Annotated in this window: 14 protein-coding genes and 1 pseudogene; 12 read left to right on the top strand and 3 right to left on the bottom strand. The window is 62.6% G+C overall.

Annotated elements, in window-relative coordinates:
* Positions 1-19 precede the first annotated feature (19 nt).
* The 12 genes and pseudogenes from RPF88_RS16640 to RPF88_RS16585 all read left to right on the top strand — a co-directional run bounded on the left by RPF88_RS16640 (position 20) and on the right by RPF88_RS16585 (position 15629).
* Positions 20-1714 (top strand): type I secretion system permease/ATPase, encoded by a 1695-nt coding sequence (locus RPF88_RS16640; RefSeq protein WP_013533172.1) that lies wholly within the window; start codon positions 20-22, stop codon positions 1712-1714.
* Positions 1715-1733: 19 nt separating this feature from the next.
* Positions 1734-3071: an HlyD family type I secretion periplasmic adaptor subunit gene (locus RPF88_RS16635; protein WP_063167461.1), complete on the top strand. Its 1338-nt coding sequence runs from the start codon at positions 1734-1736 to the stop codon at positions 3069-3071.
* A 197-nt stretch (positions 3072-3268) separates the two neighbouring features.
* A pseudogene (locus RPF88_RS16630) lies at positions 3269-3516 on the top strand (helix-turn-helix domain-containing protein); the annotation flags it as partial.
* A gap of 295 nt (positions 3517-3811) precedes the next feature.
* Positions 3812-4792, top strand: a complete 981-nt coding sequence (locus tag RPF88_RS16625) for a helix-turn-helix domain-containing protein (protein WP_013533169.1) — start codon at positions 3812-3814, stop codon at positions 4790-4792.
* 102 nt (positions 4793-4894) lie between these two features.
* Positions 4895-6922, top strand: coding sequence for a hydantoinase/oxoprolinase family protein (locus RPF88_RS16620; RefSeq protein ID WP_337122683.1), 2028 nt, complete (start codon positions 4895-4897; stop codon positions 6920-6922).
* A gap of 3 nt (positions 6923-6925) precedes the next feature.
* Entirely contained in the window at positions 6926-8893 is a 1968-nt protein-coding gene (locus RPF88_RS16615) for a hydantoinase B/oxoprolinase family protein (RefSeq protein WP_063167463.1), read from the top strand.
* Positions 8894-9054: 161 nt separating this feature from the next.
* On the top strand, positions 9055-9912 hold the full coding sequence (locus RPF88_RS16610) for an FAD binding domain-containing protein (RefSeq protein WP_063167464.1): 858 nt from the start codon (positions 9055-9057) through the stop codon (positions 9910-9912).
* Positions 9903-10400: a (2Fe-2S)-binding protein gene (locus tag RPF88_RS16605; protein ID WP_063167465.1), complete on the top strand. Its 498-nt coding sequence runs from the start codon at positions 9903-9905 to the stop codon at positions 10398-10400. Before RPF88_RS16610 ends, RPF88_RS16605 begins: the two co-directional genes overlap by 10 nt.
* Complete coding sequence (locus tag RPF88_RS16600; protein ID WP_063167466.1) at positions 10393-12741, top strand: xanthine dehydrogenase family protein molybdopterin-binding subunit; 2349 nt, start codon at positions 10393-10395, stop codon at positions 12739-12741. The genes RPF88_RS16605 and RPF88_RS16600 overlap by 8 nt, the downstream gene beginning before the upstream one ends.
* A 12-nt stretch (positions 12742-12753) precedes the next feature.
* Positions 12754-13485, top strand: a complete 732-nt coding sequence (locus RPF88_RS16595) for a LamB/YcsF family protein (RefSeq protein WP_063167467.1) — start codon at positions 12754-12756, stop codon at positions 13483-13485.
* A 96-nt stretch (positions 13486-13581) separates the two neighbouring features.
* Positions 13582-14964 carry an aspartate aminotransferase family protein gene (locus RPF88_RS16590; RefSeq protein WP_063167468.1) on the top strand — a complete coding sequence of 461 codons (1383 nt, stop codon included), beginning with the start codon at positions 13582-13584 and terminating at the stop codon, positions 14962-14964.
* Positions 14961-15629 (top strand): nuclear transport factor 2 family protein, encoded by a 669-nt coding sequence (locus RPF88_RS16585; protein ID WP_063167469.1) that lies wholly within the window; start codon positions 14961-14963, stop codon positions 15627-15629. Before RPF88_RS16590 ends, RPF88_RS16585 begins: the two co-directional genes overlap by 4 nt.
* Before the next feature lie 109 nt (positions 15630-15738).
* On the opposite strand, the gene RPF88_RS16580 is transcribed toward RPF88_RS16585, so the two are convergent.
* Genes RPF88_RS16580 through RPF88_RS16570 form a run of 3 tightly spaced genes read right to left on the bottom strand, consistent with a single transcriptional unit; the run spans position 15739 to position 18976 of the window.
* Positions 15739-16932, bottom strand: a complete 1194-nt coding sequence (locus tag RPF88_RS16580; protein WP_013533160.1) for an ABC transporter substrate-binding protein — start codon at positions 16930-16932, stop codon at positions 15739-15741.
* A gap of 42 nt (positions 16933-16974) precedes the next feature.
* On the bottom strand, positions 16975-18066 hold the full coding sequence (locus tag RPF88_RS16575; RefSeq protein ID WP_063167470.1) for a branched-chain amino acid ABC transporter permease: 1092 nt from the start codon (positions 18064-18066) through the stop codon (positions 16975-16977).
* A 4-nt stretch (positions 18067-18070) separates the two neighbouring features.
* The gene (locus RPF88_RS16570) at positions 18071-18976 is read right to left on the bottom strand and encodes a branched-chain amino acid ABC transporter permease (RefSeq protein WP_013533158.1); all 906 of its coding nucleotides are present in this window, start codon (positions 18974-18976) and stop codon (positions 18071-18073) included.
* Position 18977: the final 1 nt, after the last annotated feature.

The raw sequence follows: 18977 nt of genomic DNA, 5'->3' as shown, positions 1-18977 counted from the left end.
ATCGAGTGGGGTTCTGGACGTGGATAGCAAATCTCGAATTGTGAAGGATGCGCTTCGGGCCTGCCGCCGCTATTTCCTGGTAGCGGCGGCGTTCAGCCTGGCCATCAATCTGCTCTATCTCGCGTCCCCACTCTACATGCTGCAGATCTACGACAGGGTCGTTACCAGCGGCAGCGAAACCACGCTGGTGATGCTGACCCTGGTGTTGCTGGCGGCCTTTCTTTCGCTGGCCGGCCTCGACCTGGTGCGCGCCTCCATCCTGACGCGTGCCAGTGCGCGGCTCGACCGGCTGCTGTCGGCAAAAGTCCTGGCCGCGTCGGTCGAGACCCCATCGCCCGGCTCGTCGCCGAGCCAGCCCATCCGAGACTTCGACACGTTCAGGCAGGTCATCACCGGCAGCGGCATCCACGCTTTGTTCGACCTGCCATGGTCGCCCATCTACATCGGCATCATCTTCCTGCTGCATCCCTGGCTCGGCTTCTTTGCGCTGGGCTGCTCGCTGCTTCTGGTCGCCATGGCGGTGCTAAACGAATATATCGTGCGTTCGCCGCTGAAGCAGGCCAACGACCTGGCGACGACCAACTATAATTTCACCGAGATGAGCCTCAGAAACGCCGAAGTCGTTCGCGCCATGGGGATGATCGACGGCCTCATCCGCCGCTGGGGACGCGACCGCAATTTGGCGCTGCGGCGCCAGGCGGAGGCAAGCGATCGCGCCGCACTGATGTCGGGTCTGATCCGTTTCCTGCGGCTCACCATGCAGTCGCTGATCCTCGGCCTCGGCGCCTATCTGGTGATCGAACGGCAGATCACCGGCGGCACCATGTTCGCCGCGAGCCTCTTGCTGGGCCGGGGGCTACAGCCGGTCGAGCAGATCGTCGGCCTTTGGCGCAGCCTGATCCTGGGGCGGGCGGCGTTGGCAAGGGTCGAGAAGCTGGTCGACGGGGGCGCGCAGAGCGAAAGATCGTTCAACCTGCCCAAGCCCACCGGCAAGATTTCGGTTGAGCAGGTCAGCTTTGCAATTGCAAGCCAGCAGAAAGTGCTTCTGCGGGACGTATCGTTCCGGCTGGAAGCAGGCGAGACGCTGGGAATCGTCGGCCCTTCCGGCGCCGGCAAGTCGACGCTGGCGCGTCATCTCGCGGGCGTCATGCAACCCAGCCGTGGTACCGTCAGGCTGGACGGCGCCGACCTGTCGCAATGGGGACACGACGCGCTCGGCGACCACATCGGCTATCTGCCGCAGGATATCGAACTCTTCTCCGATACCGTCGCCGCCAACATCGGCCGCTTCAAGACCAATGTCGACCAGGAGGTCATCGAGGCCGCGCGGCTCGCCGGCGTGCATGAGATGATCATCCGCCTGCCGCAAGGCTATGAGACGCAGATCGGCGAAGGCGGCGCAGTGCTGTCAGGAGGATATCGCCAACGGATTGCTCTTGCCCGCGCAGTGTTCGGAACTCCGAACCTGATCATTCTCGACGAGCCCAGCTCCAATCTCGATGCCGATGGCGACCGCGCGCTGAGCGACTGCGCGATCGAACTCAAGCGCCGCGGCAGTACGGTGATCATCGTCTCTCACCGGCCCTCGACCCTGGCGAATGTCGACAAGATCCTCCTGTTGCGCGATGGCGCCGTCGAGGCCTTTGGCATGAGAAACGAGATCGTGGCGCTCCTCAACCAGCGCGCGGCGCCAATGGCGGTGGCAACGCAATGAGCCGTGTTTGGAGAGAGCGATGAGCGACGGCGCGCTTACCTACCGGAGCCTGCCTGGCGACGCCGGTATTCTGGCCCCGGATTCGATCCGGGTGCCGGCCTATATAGGTCTGCTGATCATCGTTGCTTTCTTTGGCATCTTTGGCGGCTGGGCGGCCTTTGCCCCGCTGAACGGCGCCGTGCTTGCCGACGCCATCGTCAAGGTGGATGGCAATCGCAAAAGCGTACAGCACTTCGACGGCGGTACGGTGAAGGAGATCCGCGTCAAGGATGGCGACGTCGTCAGGAAGGGCGACATAATGCTGAAGCTGGACGACACCAGGATTCGGTCCGAGTTCAATCTTTATGCCCAGCAATATGCGCTGTTGCGCGCAACCGATGCCAGGATCCGAGCCGAACTGGACGGCAGCGAGGTTGTTGCCTTTCCCAAGGACATTCTCAAAGAGCACGAAGACTACCTTAGGGATGCAATGGCAAACCAGATCGCCGATCTGGAAAGCCAACGCGCCTCGATGGCCGGCGCCAGGCAGATCCTCGAGCGGCGCATTGCCGAACTCGAGGAGCAGATCCAGGGCAAGCAGTCTCGGGTCGAATCTTACCATGCCCAGTTGCAATCGACGATCAACGAGAAGGCCAGCCTGTCGAAGCTGCTCAAGGCCGGATTGACGACCCGCCCACGCATCCTGGAGCTGGAAAGATCCGCCTCGGATCTGCAGGGCCTGATCGATGAGAACCTCGGCGCGATCGGCGGCAGCCAACAGAGCAAAGCCGAACTCGAAAGCCAGATCGCACAATTGACAAATGAGCGCCGAGCCAAGCTGTCGGCCATGCTGATCGATACGCAATCGAGCCTTTCCGACCTCGTGCCCAAGATGTTTGCCGCCCAGGCTGCCATGGACCGAGCCGAGGTGCGCGCGCCGTATGACGGCCAGGTGATGGATCTCAGCGTCTTCTCGATAGGCGCGATCGTTTCGCCGGGCCAGACCATCCTCGATATCGTGCCGACCGAAAATTCGCTGATCGTCCAGGCCCAGATTCGCGTCGAGGACATATCGAACCTGCGACCCGATATGGCTGCCGAAGTTCGTTTCACATCCTACAAGCAGCGCTCAATACCCATAATTCATGGCCGCGTCTCCCGCATTTCGGCGGATCGCATTACCGACAGCAAGACCGGGTTTCCCTACTATCTTGCCGACGTAGCGGTCGATCCGGTGGAATTGGCAGCAGCCCCACAGATTGCGCTTTATCCGGGCATGCCAGCGTCAGTCATGATCGTCACCGAGGAACGCACCGCGCTCGACTACATTCTGGGCCCGCTGGTTGTGTCGTTCCACTCCGCCTTTCGCCAGAAATGACGGATTAGCCAAGCGACTTCGCTTTTGAGGTGATTCTGACGCAGAGCAGTCGGAGACAAGCCGACAACCAGTCGCTCATGGTCTGCATGTTCCCTGCCGACAGCCCCTCTGTTTCTTTGGTGCTGGATCTGATGATCCTAGATGTTTGATCCCGGGCTTTATGGAGCATCCTTGTCTCCCGAATGAAAGGATGCGCTATGGGCCAAGTTCTGCATGGGAGCGCCAAAACGACAGAGGCGGTCCGTCGAGCGATACAGCATAGTCAAGAGAACCTGAGGGGCTGGCCAAGCGCTACGGGATCAACCGGAAGACGGTTGCGAAGTGGAAGAGGCGAGCTTCGGTCGCCGATCTATCGACTGGTCCGAAGGAACCGAGATCGAGGGTGCTCTCGATTGAGGACGAGGCGGACATTGTCGCTTTCCGCCGCTACACGCTGCTGCCACTCTTCCGTACGCACGGAACTGCAGGACATCATTTCCGCCCACATCTGGAAGCCGACAACTTTTCCTGAATGAGTGTGCGAAAAGAATGCATGGTTCCAAGTCGGCTGGCGGTTTGCGCGCCAAGGCTGGTTTGATCAGCTGCACACTGATCGTGACGACAACTGCAACCGTCGCGAGCTCCGGTCCTGGGCCAACCGACCACATAAGTTTATTCGTTTTTGACCAATACGCGCCGGTGAATTCCTGTAATCTTCGGAACAACACCGGGACAACCGGGTCAACCAGAAAGGTCGGGGAATGAAATACGTCGTCGATACGATCGGCGGTCCCGCAGGCGGTGATGCCTGGCAAGCCGCTGTTACCGAAGCCTATTTTCCGCTCGACACCGAGTATCGGAACCGTCGCGAATTTTCAGGCACGCTGGAAACCTTCTCGCTTGGGCTCGTCAGCGTGTCTAAAATGCGCTGCGATGCCGTAAGCTATCGTCGCCACCGCCGCCACTTCCTCAACGAGCGTGACGCCAGCCTGCTCATCACGATCCCGGAGATGTCGGAGGTGAATTTCTCGCAAGGGTCGAGAACCGTCAATTGCAGGCCGGGGGGCTTTCTCGTCGAGCGGGGAGATGCGCCTTACGAATTCTGGCACGGCAAGCCAAACGCGCTGTGGGTCCTCAAGGTACCATCATCGAGCGTTCGGGCACGGATCGGATCCGCCGAACGGCTCAGTGCGCTCAGTTTCGACGCGACCCAAGGCATCGCCGCGCTCTTCCTCGACACGGTGCGAACCACGATCGGTCATCTCGATGAGATCACTGAAGTCGCTCGTGAGATGATGGGCAGGCACATCCTGGAAATGCTGTGCCTGTCGATCGTGAGCGACGATCGCGTGCTGGACAGCAGCATCTCGTCGATCCGGGCCGGCCATTTGCATCGTGCCGAGCAGTATATTCGCGACAATCTGAAGAATTCCGACCTCGGCCCGCAGGCGGTGGCTGATGCCTGCGGCATCTCCCTGCGTTACCTGCAGGTCCTTTTTCAGGACAGCAACCAGTCGATCAACGGCTTCATCCGCGACGCCCGGCTTGAACTTTGCGCCGAGGAGCTGATGTCGGTGACCAACATCAGCAGCGTAGCCGAGATCGCTTACCGCTGGGGCTTCGCCGACCAGTCCCAGTTCTGCAAGCACTACCGGACGCGGTTCGGCTGCGCACCGACGGATACCCGTCGCGAAGCAGCGAACCGGGCGGGCGGCTCTTCGGCCTCGCGAGAGCGCCACTAGTCCCGACGAAATCCGGGCCAATTCCACCATTCATGCAACGTCTCCCCGGCAAGGGGCGACGAAGGCGGGGCTTTGCCCGCAAGACCTTGCGAAGGAACTGTCATGAGCCGAATCAGAGTTGCCGTCGATGTCGGAGGGACTTTCACCGACATCTGCATCATGGACGAAGACAGCGGAGCGATCCGCATCGAAAAAACCGCCTCCACGCCTGACGATCCCATGCAGGCCATCATGAATGGCGTGGAGCAGGGGCGCATCGATCTTTCGGAGGTAACGATGTTCTCTCATGGTACGACGGTCGCCACCAATGCGCTGATCACCCGCCGTCTGCCGCGCACCGCAATGGTCTGCAGCGAGGGTTTTCGTGACGTTGTAGAGATCCGTCGCGCCAACAAGGAAGATCTCTGGGACACCTACAAAGATGTCGCCAAGCCCTATATCCCGCGCCGCGACCGGCTGACCGTCCGGGAACGGGTCAGTGCCGAGGGCACGATCCTGGAAGCGTTGGACGAAGAGGCCGCGCGCCGTGTCGCGGAGATTCTCAAGAAACGGCAGGTCAAGTCCATCGCCGTCTGCTTCATGAACTCCTATGTGAACGGCGCCAACGAGCGCCGCATGCGTGAGATCCTGAAGGAGGCAATGCCGGATCTGCCGGTCTCGATCTCCTCGGAGGTGATGCCGGAAATCTTCGAGCACGAACGTTTTTCCACCACCATGGCGAACGCCGTCTGCGCCCCGGTCGTCGTCGACTACGTGTCGCGTCTCGGAGAAAAGCTTGCCGACGCCGGATACAAGCGAGATCTCCTGTTGCTGCACAGCGGTGGCGGGGTCATGACGCCCGCGAGCGTCAAGGATTTCTCAGCCCGGCTCGCGGGATCCGGCATCGCCGCCGGCGCCATCGCAAGCCGCTTCATCGGAAATCTCTGTGGCTACCCGAACTCGATCGGCTTCGACATGGGCGGCACCAGCACCGACGTCTCGCTGGCCTTGAACGGGGAGTCGCGCATCACAAAGGACTGGTACATCGAATTCGGATATCCGATCCGCTTCCCCTCCATCGAGGTATTGACCATCGGTGCGGGCGGCGGGTCGTTGGCATGGCAGGACGAGGGCGGCAGCTTGCGCAACGGGCCGCAGTCCGCTGGCGCCTTTCCAGGTCCGGCCTGCTACAAGAATGGCAACCTCATTGCCACCAACACCGATGCCAATGTGGTGCTCGGCCGTCTCGGCACCAGCCTTGCGGGCGGCAAGATCACGCTCGACCCCGCTCTGGCCGCCGAGGCGGTTCAGGAGACGGTAGCGGAACCCTTCGGCATGGAACTCCACCAGGCGGCCGAGGCGATCATCGCCGTCGCCAACGCCAATATGGGCAATGCCGTCCGGCTTCTCTCCATCAGCCGAGGCTACGACCCGCGCGACTTTGCGCTGGTCGCATTCGGCGGTGCTGGCGCTTTGCACGGAGCGGCGGTGGCCAAGGAGCTTTCGATTCCAACCGTGATCGTACCGCCCAATCCCGGCGTTACCTCCGCGCTCGGTTGCCTTCTCGTCGACGTGCAGCACGATTTCTCCGAAAGCTTCATGGCCGATGCTTCGACTGTCTCGCCCGCCGAGATGCAGGCAGCCTTTGTTCTGATGGAAAAACAGGCGGTTGAGCGTCTGGGCCATGAGGGCGTGGCGCAGGAAGACATGGCGCTGCAGCGCACGGTCGAGATGATGTACCAGGGCCAATGGCGCTCGCTCGCGGTGTCAGCCCCGGCGCGGATCGAGAGCATCTGCCCGCTGATCGAGGCATTCCACAACGAACACGAACGCGAGTTCAACTACCGCCGCGAAGAGGCGCCGGTGTCGATCTTCCGCATCGCGGTCAAGGCGATCGGCATCGTCCCGAAAGCCGAGATACCGCGACACGAAGTCTTGCCTCATGTGCCCGAGCCGCTCGGCCGCCGCGGCGTCTGGTTCGACGGCGTATCTCATGATGCGGCTGTCTATGAACGCGACCAACTCAGCGCCGGCGCTGCCTTTGCGGGACCCGCCATCGTCGAACAGTTCGATTCCACCACCGTGGTTCCGCCGGGAATGAGCGCGACCGTCGATGGCTTCCTGAACATTCTCATCGTGACGAAAGGCTGAGACATGACAAAGCTGATTGAAACGGGCCCTGGCCTCGATCCGGTAACGTTCGAGGTGCTGAAGAACTCCTTCATCACCACCGTCGACCAGATGGCCGAACAGATGCTTCGCACCTGCTATTCCTTCGTCATCTACAACCGAGACTTTTCGAACGCCCTGCACGACGCCGATGGCAACTCCGTCGCCCAGGGCAACTACGACATCGCGGTCCATGTCGGCACACTGCACAACACGTGTAAGGAAGTGATCCGGGTCTTCGAAGGCGATATGGCACCCGGCGATGTCTACGCAATCAACGATCCTTATGCCGGCGGTACGCATTTCAGCGACGTTCGGCTCGTCCGGCCGATCTTCGATGAAGACAAACTGATCGGCTTCTCCCAGTCGAACGGACACTGGTCGGATCTCGGCGGCTCGGTGCCGGGCTCCTTCGACGTCACCGCCCGCGACATGTTCCGCGAAGGGCTGCGGATAACGCCGCTGCGCCTTTTCCAGCGCGGCCGCTTCTGCTCCGATGTTGCCAACATGATCGCGGCCAACACGCGCGATCCCGCATCGATCATTGGCGACATCCATTCCCAGGCGCAAGCGACGCAGGCGGCCGAGCGCGAACTGCTGCGGCTGGTCAAGAAGTACGGGCGCGGCCAGGTCATGCGCGGTATGGAGGAGGTTCAGGACTACGTCGAACGTGCCGTGCGAAAGCGTCTGGCGGAGCTGCCCGACGGCACCTGGGAGACGGTCGACTACATCGACCGGGATCTCGGTGCCGGCGAGGGCATGATCCCGATCCGCATCAAGATGACGATCAAGGGCGACACGATCCACTACGATTTTACGGGAAGCCACTCGACCATTGCCTCGATGTATAATTCCGCACCGGGCGCGACCTTCTCGGCCGTGGTCGCCGGCATGAAAACCTTCTTTCCGGACCTCCCGCTCAACAGCGGGTTTTACCGGATGATCGAGGTGACCGCGCCGAAGAACAGCATCGTCAGCGCGGAATGGCCGGTGGCGGTGACCGGGTTCCTGATGCCGTTTGAAAAGATCATGAACGCGATCTTCGAGATGTGGTCGAAGATCATGCCCGAACGCGCTATCGCCTGCGCCTTCAACCTCGAATATCTGCTGGCCGGGGGACGGGATGCGCGCAAACCCGAAAAGCCGATCTTCATGTTCTACGAATGGCTGCCTGGCGGCTGGGGCGGGCGCAACGGCAAGGATGGTGCCGATGTCACCACCGCCTGCTTCGGAACCGGGCTGATGTCGCAGCCGAACGAAGGCAACGAGCGGGTCAATCCCACTCGGACGCTCGAGTTCCAGATCAAGCAGGATTCAGCCGGGCCCGGCAAGTGGCGGGGCGGCGTCGGCGTGCAGAAGACCTCATTGCTGCTTGAGGCTGAAAATGCCGTCATGTCCTATATTTGCGACCGCGAGCGTGCTGTCGTCTGGGGTGTCGAAGGAGGCCTGCCGTCGATGCCCCACGGCTTGACCATGAAGCGCGCCGGAGAAGAGACCGAGATCTGGCTCGGCTCCGTATTCTCCGATTACTCCGTCCACACAGGCGACCAGTTCGCTCGTCCGACGGCCGGCGGCGGTGGTTTCGGCGATCCACTGCAGCGCGAGCCCCGCAAGGTGATGGAGGACGTGATCGACGACTACGTTTCCCTGGAGCGTGCCAGGACTGACTACGGTGTGGTGATCCGCGAAATCGACCGCGACCTGTGCCAGTACGAAATCGACGAGACGGCGACCGAAGCCTGCCGTACCGACATCCGGGCGAAACGGAAGGGCTGGGCACGCATGGATCCCGAGGAGGTCGCGCGCAAATACCGCTCCGGCGAGATCGATACGCTCGATGCGGTTCGGCACTATGCCGTGATCCTCGACTGGGAGACCGGCGAACTACTTCCCAAAACCACCGCCCAGTTCCGGGAGAGTTTTGAGAAACGGACCGTCACCCACTGGGTCTGAGCGCCAGCGAGCGCGCCGCAATCTTGCGGGCGCTCGCGGGATGCCAGAGTTATCTGTTTTTTCGATACCATATTCAAAGAATTACTATTTCACAGGAACCTAAAGCTGGAGCAACAATGTCGCAGCGCCGCGAAGGTTGGCTGCTCCGAGGGGTATGACAGATGGCACCAGGCGTGGGACGATCGTTCACCGCGGCCAGCACACTTGAAGAGGCAATGGCAGCACGCCGGCAGGGCGCGGTGGTGCTTGCAGGCGGCACCTGGATGATGCGTGATCCCCAACGCGGGGTCGACCTTCCCGACGCGGTGGTCGCACTCGACCGAATACCGGCCTTGTCCAAGGTCGAAATCGACTCGGACCATGTCGTGATCGGCGCAGCTGTTACCCACGCAGTCCTTGGCCGCGCATTGCATGGGGCAGCGGGCTTCGAAGGTCTGGTTGACGCGGCGGAGAACGCGGCCAATCCCGGTATCCGAAGGGTCGCCACCGTGGGCGGTAACCTTTGTGCCCTCGACTTTGCCGCCGCCGATCTCGCCCCTGCGCTTCTCGTCTGTGAGGCGACGGTGGAGCTGGAGACGTTCGAAGGCCCAAAACTCATCGGTATTTCGGATTTCCTCAAAGACAGGCATGCGCTGCTGGCAGAGGCGATTGTGACGAGAATTCATCTGCGCCGCGACCTTGTCGCAAGCGCGCATATCCGCCTGCCGCTTCGGAAGGCTGGCGACTATCCGGTCGCCGTCGTCTCGCTTGCGGTGGACAAGGACAAACGATGTCGCATCGCCGTCGGCTCGGTGGAGCCGGTAGCGCGGCGCTGGACGGCGCTCGAACAGGCGATGAGGGCAAGCCAGGCCTCCGCGCTCGATCCGGAGCGCGCTGCCGGGCTTGCACTAGAGCACAATGATTTTCAGGGCCGCGACGGCAGGGAAGCGGAGGGTTGGTACCGGCGCCAGGTTCTTCCGCCGCTGGTCAAGCGCGGTGTTGCCGCACTTCTCAAGACCGAGGGCCTGGCATGGTTGTGACATTCCAGCTGAATGGCGAGGACTGCAGCTTTCACGGCGATCCGATGACGCCGCTCGTCGACATCTTGCGGCGGGAACGATTCCTGACGGGGACCAAAGCCGTGTGCCGCGAAGGCTTCTGCGGCGCCTGCACGGTGCATGTCGACGACGAAGCGGTGCCGTCCTGCCTGAAGCCGATTGGCCTGGTCCAGGGGTGCGCGGTCACGACCATCGAGGGATTGAGCTCCGGAAACCAGGCGCTGCATCCGCTCCAGGCCAATCTAGAGGCCGCCGATGCCGTGCAATGCGGCATGTGTTTTCCAGGAATGGTTATGAGCCTTTCGGCGTTCGTGCGTGACAATCCGCATGCGAGCCGTCCCGACATCAAGGCCGCGATGGTCGGCAACATCTGCCGCTGCACCGGATATGAGCGGATCGTCGACACCGTGGCCGACTGCCTTGACCAAGCGCGGAAGGCTGGCCAGTCGGTGGGAGGCCTCCATGTCTGAGCTGTCCGCCACCGTGATGAATCTTCCCCGCCGCGATGCGCAGGACAAGCTGCGCGGGCGGACGAAATACACCAACGACCGGGTTCGCCCCGACATGTTGCATGCCGTGCTGCTGCGGTCGACCGTTTCCGCGGGGCGTATCCGCAAGCTCGACCTTTCGGCGGCACTTCGCTGTCCTGGCGTGCGCGCGGTGGCGACCGGCGCCGACGCGCCAGGCCTCTACGGCATCGGCATTGCCGACCATCCGCTCCTGGCCATCGACACCATCCGCTATCACGGCGAGCCGATCGCCGTCGTTGCCGCCGAAACGGAGAAGCAGGCGCGGGCGGCGCTTGCCGCCATCATGCTTGAGGTCGAGCCGCTGGTACCGGTGTCCACCATGGCCGAGGCACTCCAGCCCGCCGCCCGTCTCGTCCACGAGGGCTGGCGCGGCTATGAGGTGATCACCGAGGGCGGCGCACGTGCCGGCAACATCGCATGGGAGGCAAAATCCAGCCGCGGCGACGTCGATGCGGCCTTCGCCCGTCCCGACATACGCATTGTCGAGAGCAGCTTCACCGTCGGCCGGCAGAGCCATGTGCCTTTCGAACCGCGCGTTGCCATCGGCTCCTGGGAGGACGGCCGTGCTCACATCCAGACCTCGACGCAGGTGCCTTGGACAGTTCGCAACGTCACCGGAAGGGTCATGCAGCTTGCGCCCGGGCGTGTGCGGGTCACCGTGCCGCCTGTCGGAGGCGGGTTCGGCCTGAAATTCGATGCGTCCATCGAGCCGATCACGGCACTTCTGGCGCGGATGACCGGGCGCACGGTGGTCCTGGAAAACACCCGGCAGGAAGAGATGGCAACCTGCCTCTGCCGCGAGAATGCGGAAATCCGCATTCGCTCCGCTGTCACCGCCGAAGGATACATCGCCGGACGCGAGGCGGTCGTGCTGATGGACTGCGGCGCGTATGGCGGCGAACAGGTTTTCCTGACAACGATGACGGCGCACACGCTGGGCGGCAATTACAGGGTTGGCGCAACGCGGCTCGTCAGCCGCGCCGTATACACCAACACACCACCCAACGGCGCTTTCCGAGCTTGCAACGGCGTCTACAACACCTTCGCGTTGGAGCGACACACCGACGAAATCTGCGATGCGCTAGGCTTCGACCCAATGGAGTTCCGGAAGAAAAATGTCCTGGGAGATGGCGATCTCGGTGCCACGGGGCAGGTTTTCGAGGCCGACGTGCTGGGTCCGATGCTCGATCGCATGGAGACACTGCGCGCCAGCACCGGTACATCAGAGGCCGAGGCCGACGGCAGGCTCTATGGAATTGCGACCACGGTCGGCACATGGTTCGTTTTCGTCGGGCCTTCGGCGGCGACGGTGAATTTGAACGCCGACGGCAGCGCAACGCTGGTCACCTCGGGTGTGGAGATCGGATCCGGCACGATGGTGCAATCCCTGCCGCAGATCGTGGCTGGGCAGCTCGGGCTTGCTCCCGACCAGGTGATCGTGCGCGAAGCCGATACGGATGCCGCCGGTCTCGATGTCGGCGTTGGCGGTGGGCGCACCACCGTGTCCATTGGTGCCGCGAGCATCGCCGCCTGCGCGGAAGTGCGGGAGAAGCTGCTTCGGACCGCCGGCGAGATGCTCCAGACCCGACCGGAAGACCTGGTGCTGCGGGACGGTCGTGTCGAGATCACGGGACGTCCCGGTTCCGGCATGTCGATCCCCGCTGTCGTCGCCCATGCACAGGCAACCACTGGCCCGATCACCGGAAGCGGGGCCTTTGCCGCCAGGAACACTCCGGCAATGTCCGGCTGCGCGATGGGGCATTTCATCGATGCGCTCGACATTCCCGTCTTCGTCGTTCACGAGGCCGAGGTGGCGGTTGATCCGGACACCGGCCATGTCGAGGTGCTGGCCTATCGCGTAGTTCAAGATGTCGGCCGCGCGCTCAACCCGCGCGCCATCCTGGGCCAGATACAGGGCGGCGTGGTACAGGGGCTCGGCTATGCGTTGCACGAGGAGGTGACGCTCACCGCCGACGGATGCATCGCGCAGGACGATTTCGAGACTTATCGCCTGCCGCTGGCGCAGGATGTGGTTCCGGTCGCCGCCGACCTTTACGAGGGCGCGCCGTCGATGGGGCCTCTAGGCACCAAGGGTGCGGGCGAGGTCCCGATCCTGGCGGTGGGCGCGGCGATCGGCTGCGCTGTGGCACGCGCCATCGGCAAGCCGGTGCGGCAGCTGCCACTGACGCCGCCGCGCGTGCTTCGACTGCTGCATGAGCGCGAACCACCGCCGGAATTCCCGCACATCGCCCCCGGCTGGGCGTTGAACACTCTGGGCTGAGGCAAGTAAACCATGGTCACCCTGAACTGCGACATGGGCGAAAGCTACGGCAACTGGCGCTTCGGTGACGATGCCGGCATCATGCCTCATATCGATTGCGCCAACATCGCCTGCGGCTTCCACGCCTCCGATCCATGGACGATGCTGAAGACCGTGCGGCTCGCCCTTTCGCATGGCAAGCGGGTCGGCGCGCATCCCTCCCTTCCCGATCGTGAGGGGTTCGGCCGGCGCGAAATGAGACTTCAGCCGGAGGAACTGACAGCTGCCTTCCTCTATCAAATCGGTGCTCTGACAGGGATGCTGGCCGCCGAGGGCGGGCAACTCAGCCATGTCAAGCCGCATGGCATCATTTACGGCATGGCCGCGCACGACGTCGACACTGCCCGGGCAATTGCCGCGGCGGTCAAGCCGTTCGGCGTCCCTCTCTTCGGCATGGCGGGAACCTGTCACGAGACGGCGGCAGCCGAACTCGGCGTTGCCTTCGTGGGCGAGTTCTTTCCCGATCTTGCCTACGCTCCCGGCGGCAGCCTGATCATCCCGCGCGTCCAGTCGGCCATCGACCTGACGCTTGCCGAGCACCGCATGATGGGGGCGCTTACTCGAGGCGAACTCGTCACGACAGACGGCACGATCCGCCCGGTCGACTTCGACACCGTCTGCATCCACTCCGATCCGCCGAATGCGCGCGACGTCGCCGCGCTGATGCGGCGGATCATCGACACTCATTCCAACGGCCTGCCATGATTCATTCTCCCGAATCGTGAAAGCTCCACGCAAGGGACTCGAGGACTATCTCGAACTCACTGCCCGAACCATTTCTCCAAGCCGCTGAGGACTTCCATGGATGCGCTTTCCAACTCTCTCGCCGCCGCCGACATCGCCACCACCATGCACCCCTACACCAACCTGCGTCAGCACGAAGAAACCGGGCCGCTGATCATCAGCCGCGGCGACGGCATCCGTGTGTATGACGAACGCGGCAAGGAATACATCGAAGGGCTGGCCGGGCTCTGGTCGGTGGGCGTCGGCTTTTCGGAAAAGCGGTTGGCCGACGCTGCCTATCAGCAAATGCTGAAGCTGCCCTACTACCACACCTTCTCCTCCAAGGCGCATGAGCCATCCATCCGGCTCGCGGAGAAACTCGTGGAGATGACGCCGGAAAACCTGACGCGTGTCTTCTTCACGTCGTCGGGCTCGGAAGCCAACGACACCATCGTCAAGATGATGTGGTTCATGAACAACGCGCTGGGCCGGCCAAAAAAGAAGAAATTCCTGGCACGGACCAAGGGCTATCACGGCATCACCGTCGCCTCCGGCAGCCTGACAGGCTTGCCGGTCAACCATCGCGACTTCGATCTGCCGGCCATTCCCGTTCGCCACCTGACCTGCCCGCACTTCTATCGCTTCGGCATGGCAGGCGAAGACGAAGCCGCCTTCACGGCGCGCCTGCTCGCCGAGCTGGAAGCGGTGATCGCCGAAGAAGGGGCTGACACCATCGCAGCCTTCATAGGAGAGCCGCTCATGGCAGCCGGCGGCGTTCTGCCACCGCCGGTCGGGTACTGGGAAGGCGTGGAGAAAATCTGCCGGGCAAATGATATCATTCTGATAGCGGACGAGGTGATCTGTGGTTTCGGGCGGCTTGGTACGCCCTTCGGCGCTCAGAAATACGGCTTCACGCCTGATATCATGACGGTCTCCAAGCAAATCACGTCGTCTTATATGCCGCTTGCCGCCGTCATTTTCTCCGATGCGATCTATCAGGCGATCGCCGACAACACCGCCACGATCGGCAATTTCGGCCACGGCTTCACGGCGTCAGGTCATCCGGTCGCGACGGCAGTGGGTCTCGAAAACCTGGCCATCTTCGAGGAGCGGGACCTGATCGGAAACGCGGCCCGCCTCGAGACGTCGTTCCAGGCCGGCATCCGCTCATTTGCCGATCACCCGCTTGTCGGCGAAGCGCGGGGCACCGGTCTTATCGGCGCCGTTGAGCTGGTGGCAGACAAGGCGACGAAACGCCCCTTCGTCAAGGTTGGGCGCGCAGGGGGTATCGCAGCAGGCTTCGGCCACGAGGAAGGCCTCATCTTCCGCGCCATCGGCGATCAGCTCGCGCTCTGCCCGCCGATGATCTCGACAGAAGACGATGTGAAAGAAATCATGACGCGCATGGGCCGGACGCTTGAGCGCCTGACCGGTGCGGTTGCCAAGGAGGGACTTGAATGACCCGCATGAAAGCCGAACCGGTCGTCCATATCGACGACGAACGCTTTCGGGTCACCGAATGGCGCTTTGCCGCCGGGGCCGAGACCGGCTGGCACATCCATGGCCATGACTACGTCATCGTGCCGCTTACGGACGGCAAGCTCGGTCTCGAAGGCCCGGACGGCGCGCAGTCGCAAGCCGCCCTCACTCAAGGGGTGCCCTATTCGCGGCGGACGGGTGTGGCCCACAACATCATCAATGCCGGCGATGCGCCGCTGGCCTTCCTGGAGGTCGAGGTCGTTGAGGCCGGCGATCTCGCAGCCAGGCGGCTCGCCGTGCTTGACCGGTTCCTCGCTGCCTGGAACGCTCGCGATGTGGGCGCGCTGATGGACTGCATGGCTGAGAATTGCGCTTTCCACGGCTCGGCCGGACCCGATGCCGAAGGGCGCAAGCATATGGGGCGTGACGCCGTGCGCGCCGCCTATGCAGCGCTGTTCGATGCTTTCCCGAAGGCCGCGTGGACCAGGGGACGGCACGTCGTGACGGGCGACACCGGGCTTTCATCATGGCGCTTCGTCGGCACCACGGCAGCGGGGCAGCAAATCGAAGTCGACGGCTGCGATATCTTCGCTTTCTCGGGGGAGCTCATAGCGCTCAAGGATTCCTACCGCAAAGCGCGAGGGTAGCGAAAATCTGAATTCATCGGGCGACGAAGGGCGGTCCAAGCGGGCCGCCCTCGTTTTTTGTCCAAAGGCAAGATCCTACGAAAGGGCCGGGCTTACCCGGCCCATCTTCTTACTTGAGCAAGGCTTCCATCGGTACCGGCTCGGAAATCGTCCAGTTGCCTACAACACCCGGCTTGCCGGCCTTGGTCTCGACGATCAGGTACCGCGTCTGGTTCTGGTGATGCAGTTCCGGCGTGAAGGTACGAGGCCCGAACAGCGTCGGCTCGTTCTTCATCTTCTCCAGTTCCGCGACGACGGCGTCGGCATCGGTCGTGCCTGCACGCTCCACCGCCTTGGCCCAGACGTCGACCATGACGTAACCCGGAAAGACATACTGGCTCGAGGGATCGGCGCCTGTCTTCGCCTTGTAGGTGGCATTGAACTTCAGCACTTCCGGATTGGGATCGTCGCCATAGATCGATCCCTGAACGGGGACGTAGAAGTTCGTCAGATCGGGCACAGCGGATAGCCAATAGCTACCGTCGACGCCCGAGCCATTCAGGATCATGGAGTTGATGCCCGCGGCACGAAGCTGCTTGATGGCCGAAACAGCGCCCGGCATCATTGTGCAAAGCATGATCGCATCCGGCTCCTTCGGCAGAGACTTGATGCGGGTGATCTGCGCGGCGATGGAGGCGTCCTCGTTCTTGAAGGTGTCTTCACCGACAAGCTTCGCGCCCTGGGCTTCGAGCTTCGGCATCATCCAGTCGAAGCCGTCGCAGATGCCCTTGTTGTAGGCCGTCCAGGTATCGAGCAGACGGTAGAAGTCCTTTGCGCCTTTTTCCTTGAATGCCCACTCGGCCATGGTCGCGCCCTGCACGGGCGCCAGCACCGACGCGGAGAAGCTGTGCGGGCCGACACCCTGGATACCGGCCTTGACCGATTCCGCGCACAGGAAGAAGGAGATACGGCCCGCGTCCTCGGCCGCGAGCGCAGCCGGCGATCCGAAGTCGTAGTCGCACGAGACGACCACGAGATCCGCGCCCTGGTCGAGCACGGAGAGGCCCGCCTTGGCGCCTTCGGCCCGGTCGGACTTGGTGTCGGCCTTGACGACCTTGATCTGCTTTCCAAGCAGACCGCCAGCCGCATTGATCTCGTCGATGCGGATCAAGGCCGCCTCCTGCGCAGGCTTGTCATAGGCTTCCATGAAGCCCGACTCCGCAGTGGCGAAGCCGATGACGATGGTCTTGTCATCGGCCAGGGCCGGGTATGCGATGGACATCGAGGCCAGAGCGGTTGCGACAATTCTCATTTTGTATGTCATGCACGTCTCCTTTTTGTTTTCCGGTCGGGCTTGTGCCGCCGGTCACTTGTTGCGACTGCTGCGGGGTAAGGTGATCTCGCGGTTGCCCATGAGTCCGGATGGGCGAAGCGCGAGGATCACGATCATGATGACGCCGAGGGCTATTTCCTGAACCCCTTTCGGGAGGGCGAAAGTGGACTCGCCGAGCGATACGCCTGCCTCCAGCCAGCGCAGCGCCTGGATAAGGGCGGACAGCAGGACGACACCCACCACACCCCCCGACAGGCTGCCCATGCCGCCGACGACGAGCATGGAAAGGGTGATGAAGGTGAGACCGAGATAGAATGTGTCGGGTGTGACCACGCCGATGGAATGAGCCATGAGCGCACCGCCCAGCCCCATCACCGCGCCTGATATGACGAATGCCACCAATCTTTCCCTGGGAATGTCGATACCGGAAGCCGCGGCGGCGGTGGGCTCGTCGCGGGCAGCACGAAGGGCCAGGCCGGACCGGGAGATCGCGTGCGCCCAGGCGATGAAGATCGCGACCACGGCGCCGATGAGATACGGCCAGATCACGCGTACGATCGGAATGCCGACGACCGATGAGGTCGCTCCGGTCACGCTCTCCCAGTTGGAATAAATTGTGTTGATCATGGCGAGCATCGCGAAGGTCGCGATCGAAGCCGCGATGCCCGATAATCGCATCAGCACCCGCCCGAAGATGAGAGCGGCGAGGGCGGCGAACAATGCTGCCAGCATAGCCGATTGCCAGTACGGCAATCGGGTCGCCAGCAGCCATTCGGGCAGTCCCGGCAGCGAACCGCGTTTCATCATCGGATTGATGGTGAGCCACGCGGCCGCGTAGGCGCCAAGGCAGGTGAAGCCGATATGCCCGAAGCTGAGAACGCCCGAATTCCCGATAAAGATGTATAGGCCCACGACGAGGATGACACGGACGAACACGTCGATCACCGTCTGGTTGAAGGGCCGCGATCCGGTCATCACCGTGATCAGCGCGATGGCCAGCAGCAGCAGAGAAAGCAGGACCGGTGTCAGGATTGTGCGGCGGGCAAGCGCGAAGCGGGCGGGCTTTCGCTCGGCAGCCGGGGCACCGGCAGCGGTAGAGTTGGTGAGGGAGGCGACGACACCCATGAAATCAGATCCTTTCCTTGGTGCCGCGCGCGGCAATAAGCCCCTGTGGGCGGAAGAGGAGGACGAGGATGACCGCTCCATAGACAAAGGCATCGCGGAATGGCCGGGCGTCGATGGGCAGCATGACTTGCATGATCACCGAGGCGGCACCCAGCAGGAAGCCGGCGAGCACGGCTCCCCCGAGGCTGCCGAGGCCGCCAATGACGGTGGCGATGAAGGCCATCAACATGATCGAGGCGCCCATCTGGATGTCCAGCGTGCCTGTCTGGGCGCCAAAGATCAGTGCAATGGCGGCGGCCAACGCGCCGGAGAGGGCGAACGCGCCCATGATAACCCGGTTCGCACGCACACCCAGCATTCGGGCCATCGAGAAGTTCTCGGCCGCCGCCCGCATCTCCAGGCCGAAGCGGGTTTGACGCAGGAACAGTGTCAGGCCGATCAGGATGACCATCGTGGCCACGATCGTTATGAGCTGGAGGAGGGGAAGCCTGGCACCAAGGATCTCCACCGGCTGGGACAGTTCGGGCAGCAGCGAGATCGATTTCGGCCGACTGGAGAAAAGCATGAGCAGGAAGTAGCGAATGACGAAACCGAGCGCGAAGGAGGCGATCATCATGGTTGCCGGATTTGCCTGACGGAACCGCCTGAAGACGACGATTTCGCACAGCACCGACAGCCCGGCCCCGCAGAGGAGCACGAATGGCAACAGCAGGTACCACGGCAATTGGCCGGCGAAGACGATGGCCATTGCGTCCGTAGACGGCCATAACAGGGCGAAGACGCAGAAGGCGATGACGTCGCCATGCGCGAAGTTCACGAGCCGCATGACGCCGAAGATGAGGGCAATGCCGAGCGCCCCGAGCGCGTAGAGCGAACCAAGCGAGAGTGCGTCGAACAGGATCTGAAGCATC

This window comes from Mesorhizobium sp. ISC11, from assembly GCF_037162595.1.
Lineage (GTDB): Bacteria > Pseudomonadota > Alphaproteobacteria > Rhizobiales > Rhizobiaceae > Mesorhizobium > Mesorhizobium ciceri.
This window is presented reverse-complemented; position numbering and strand designations above follow the sequence as displayed.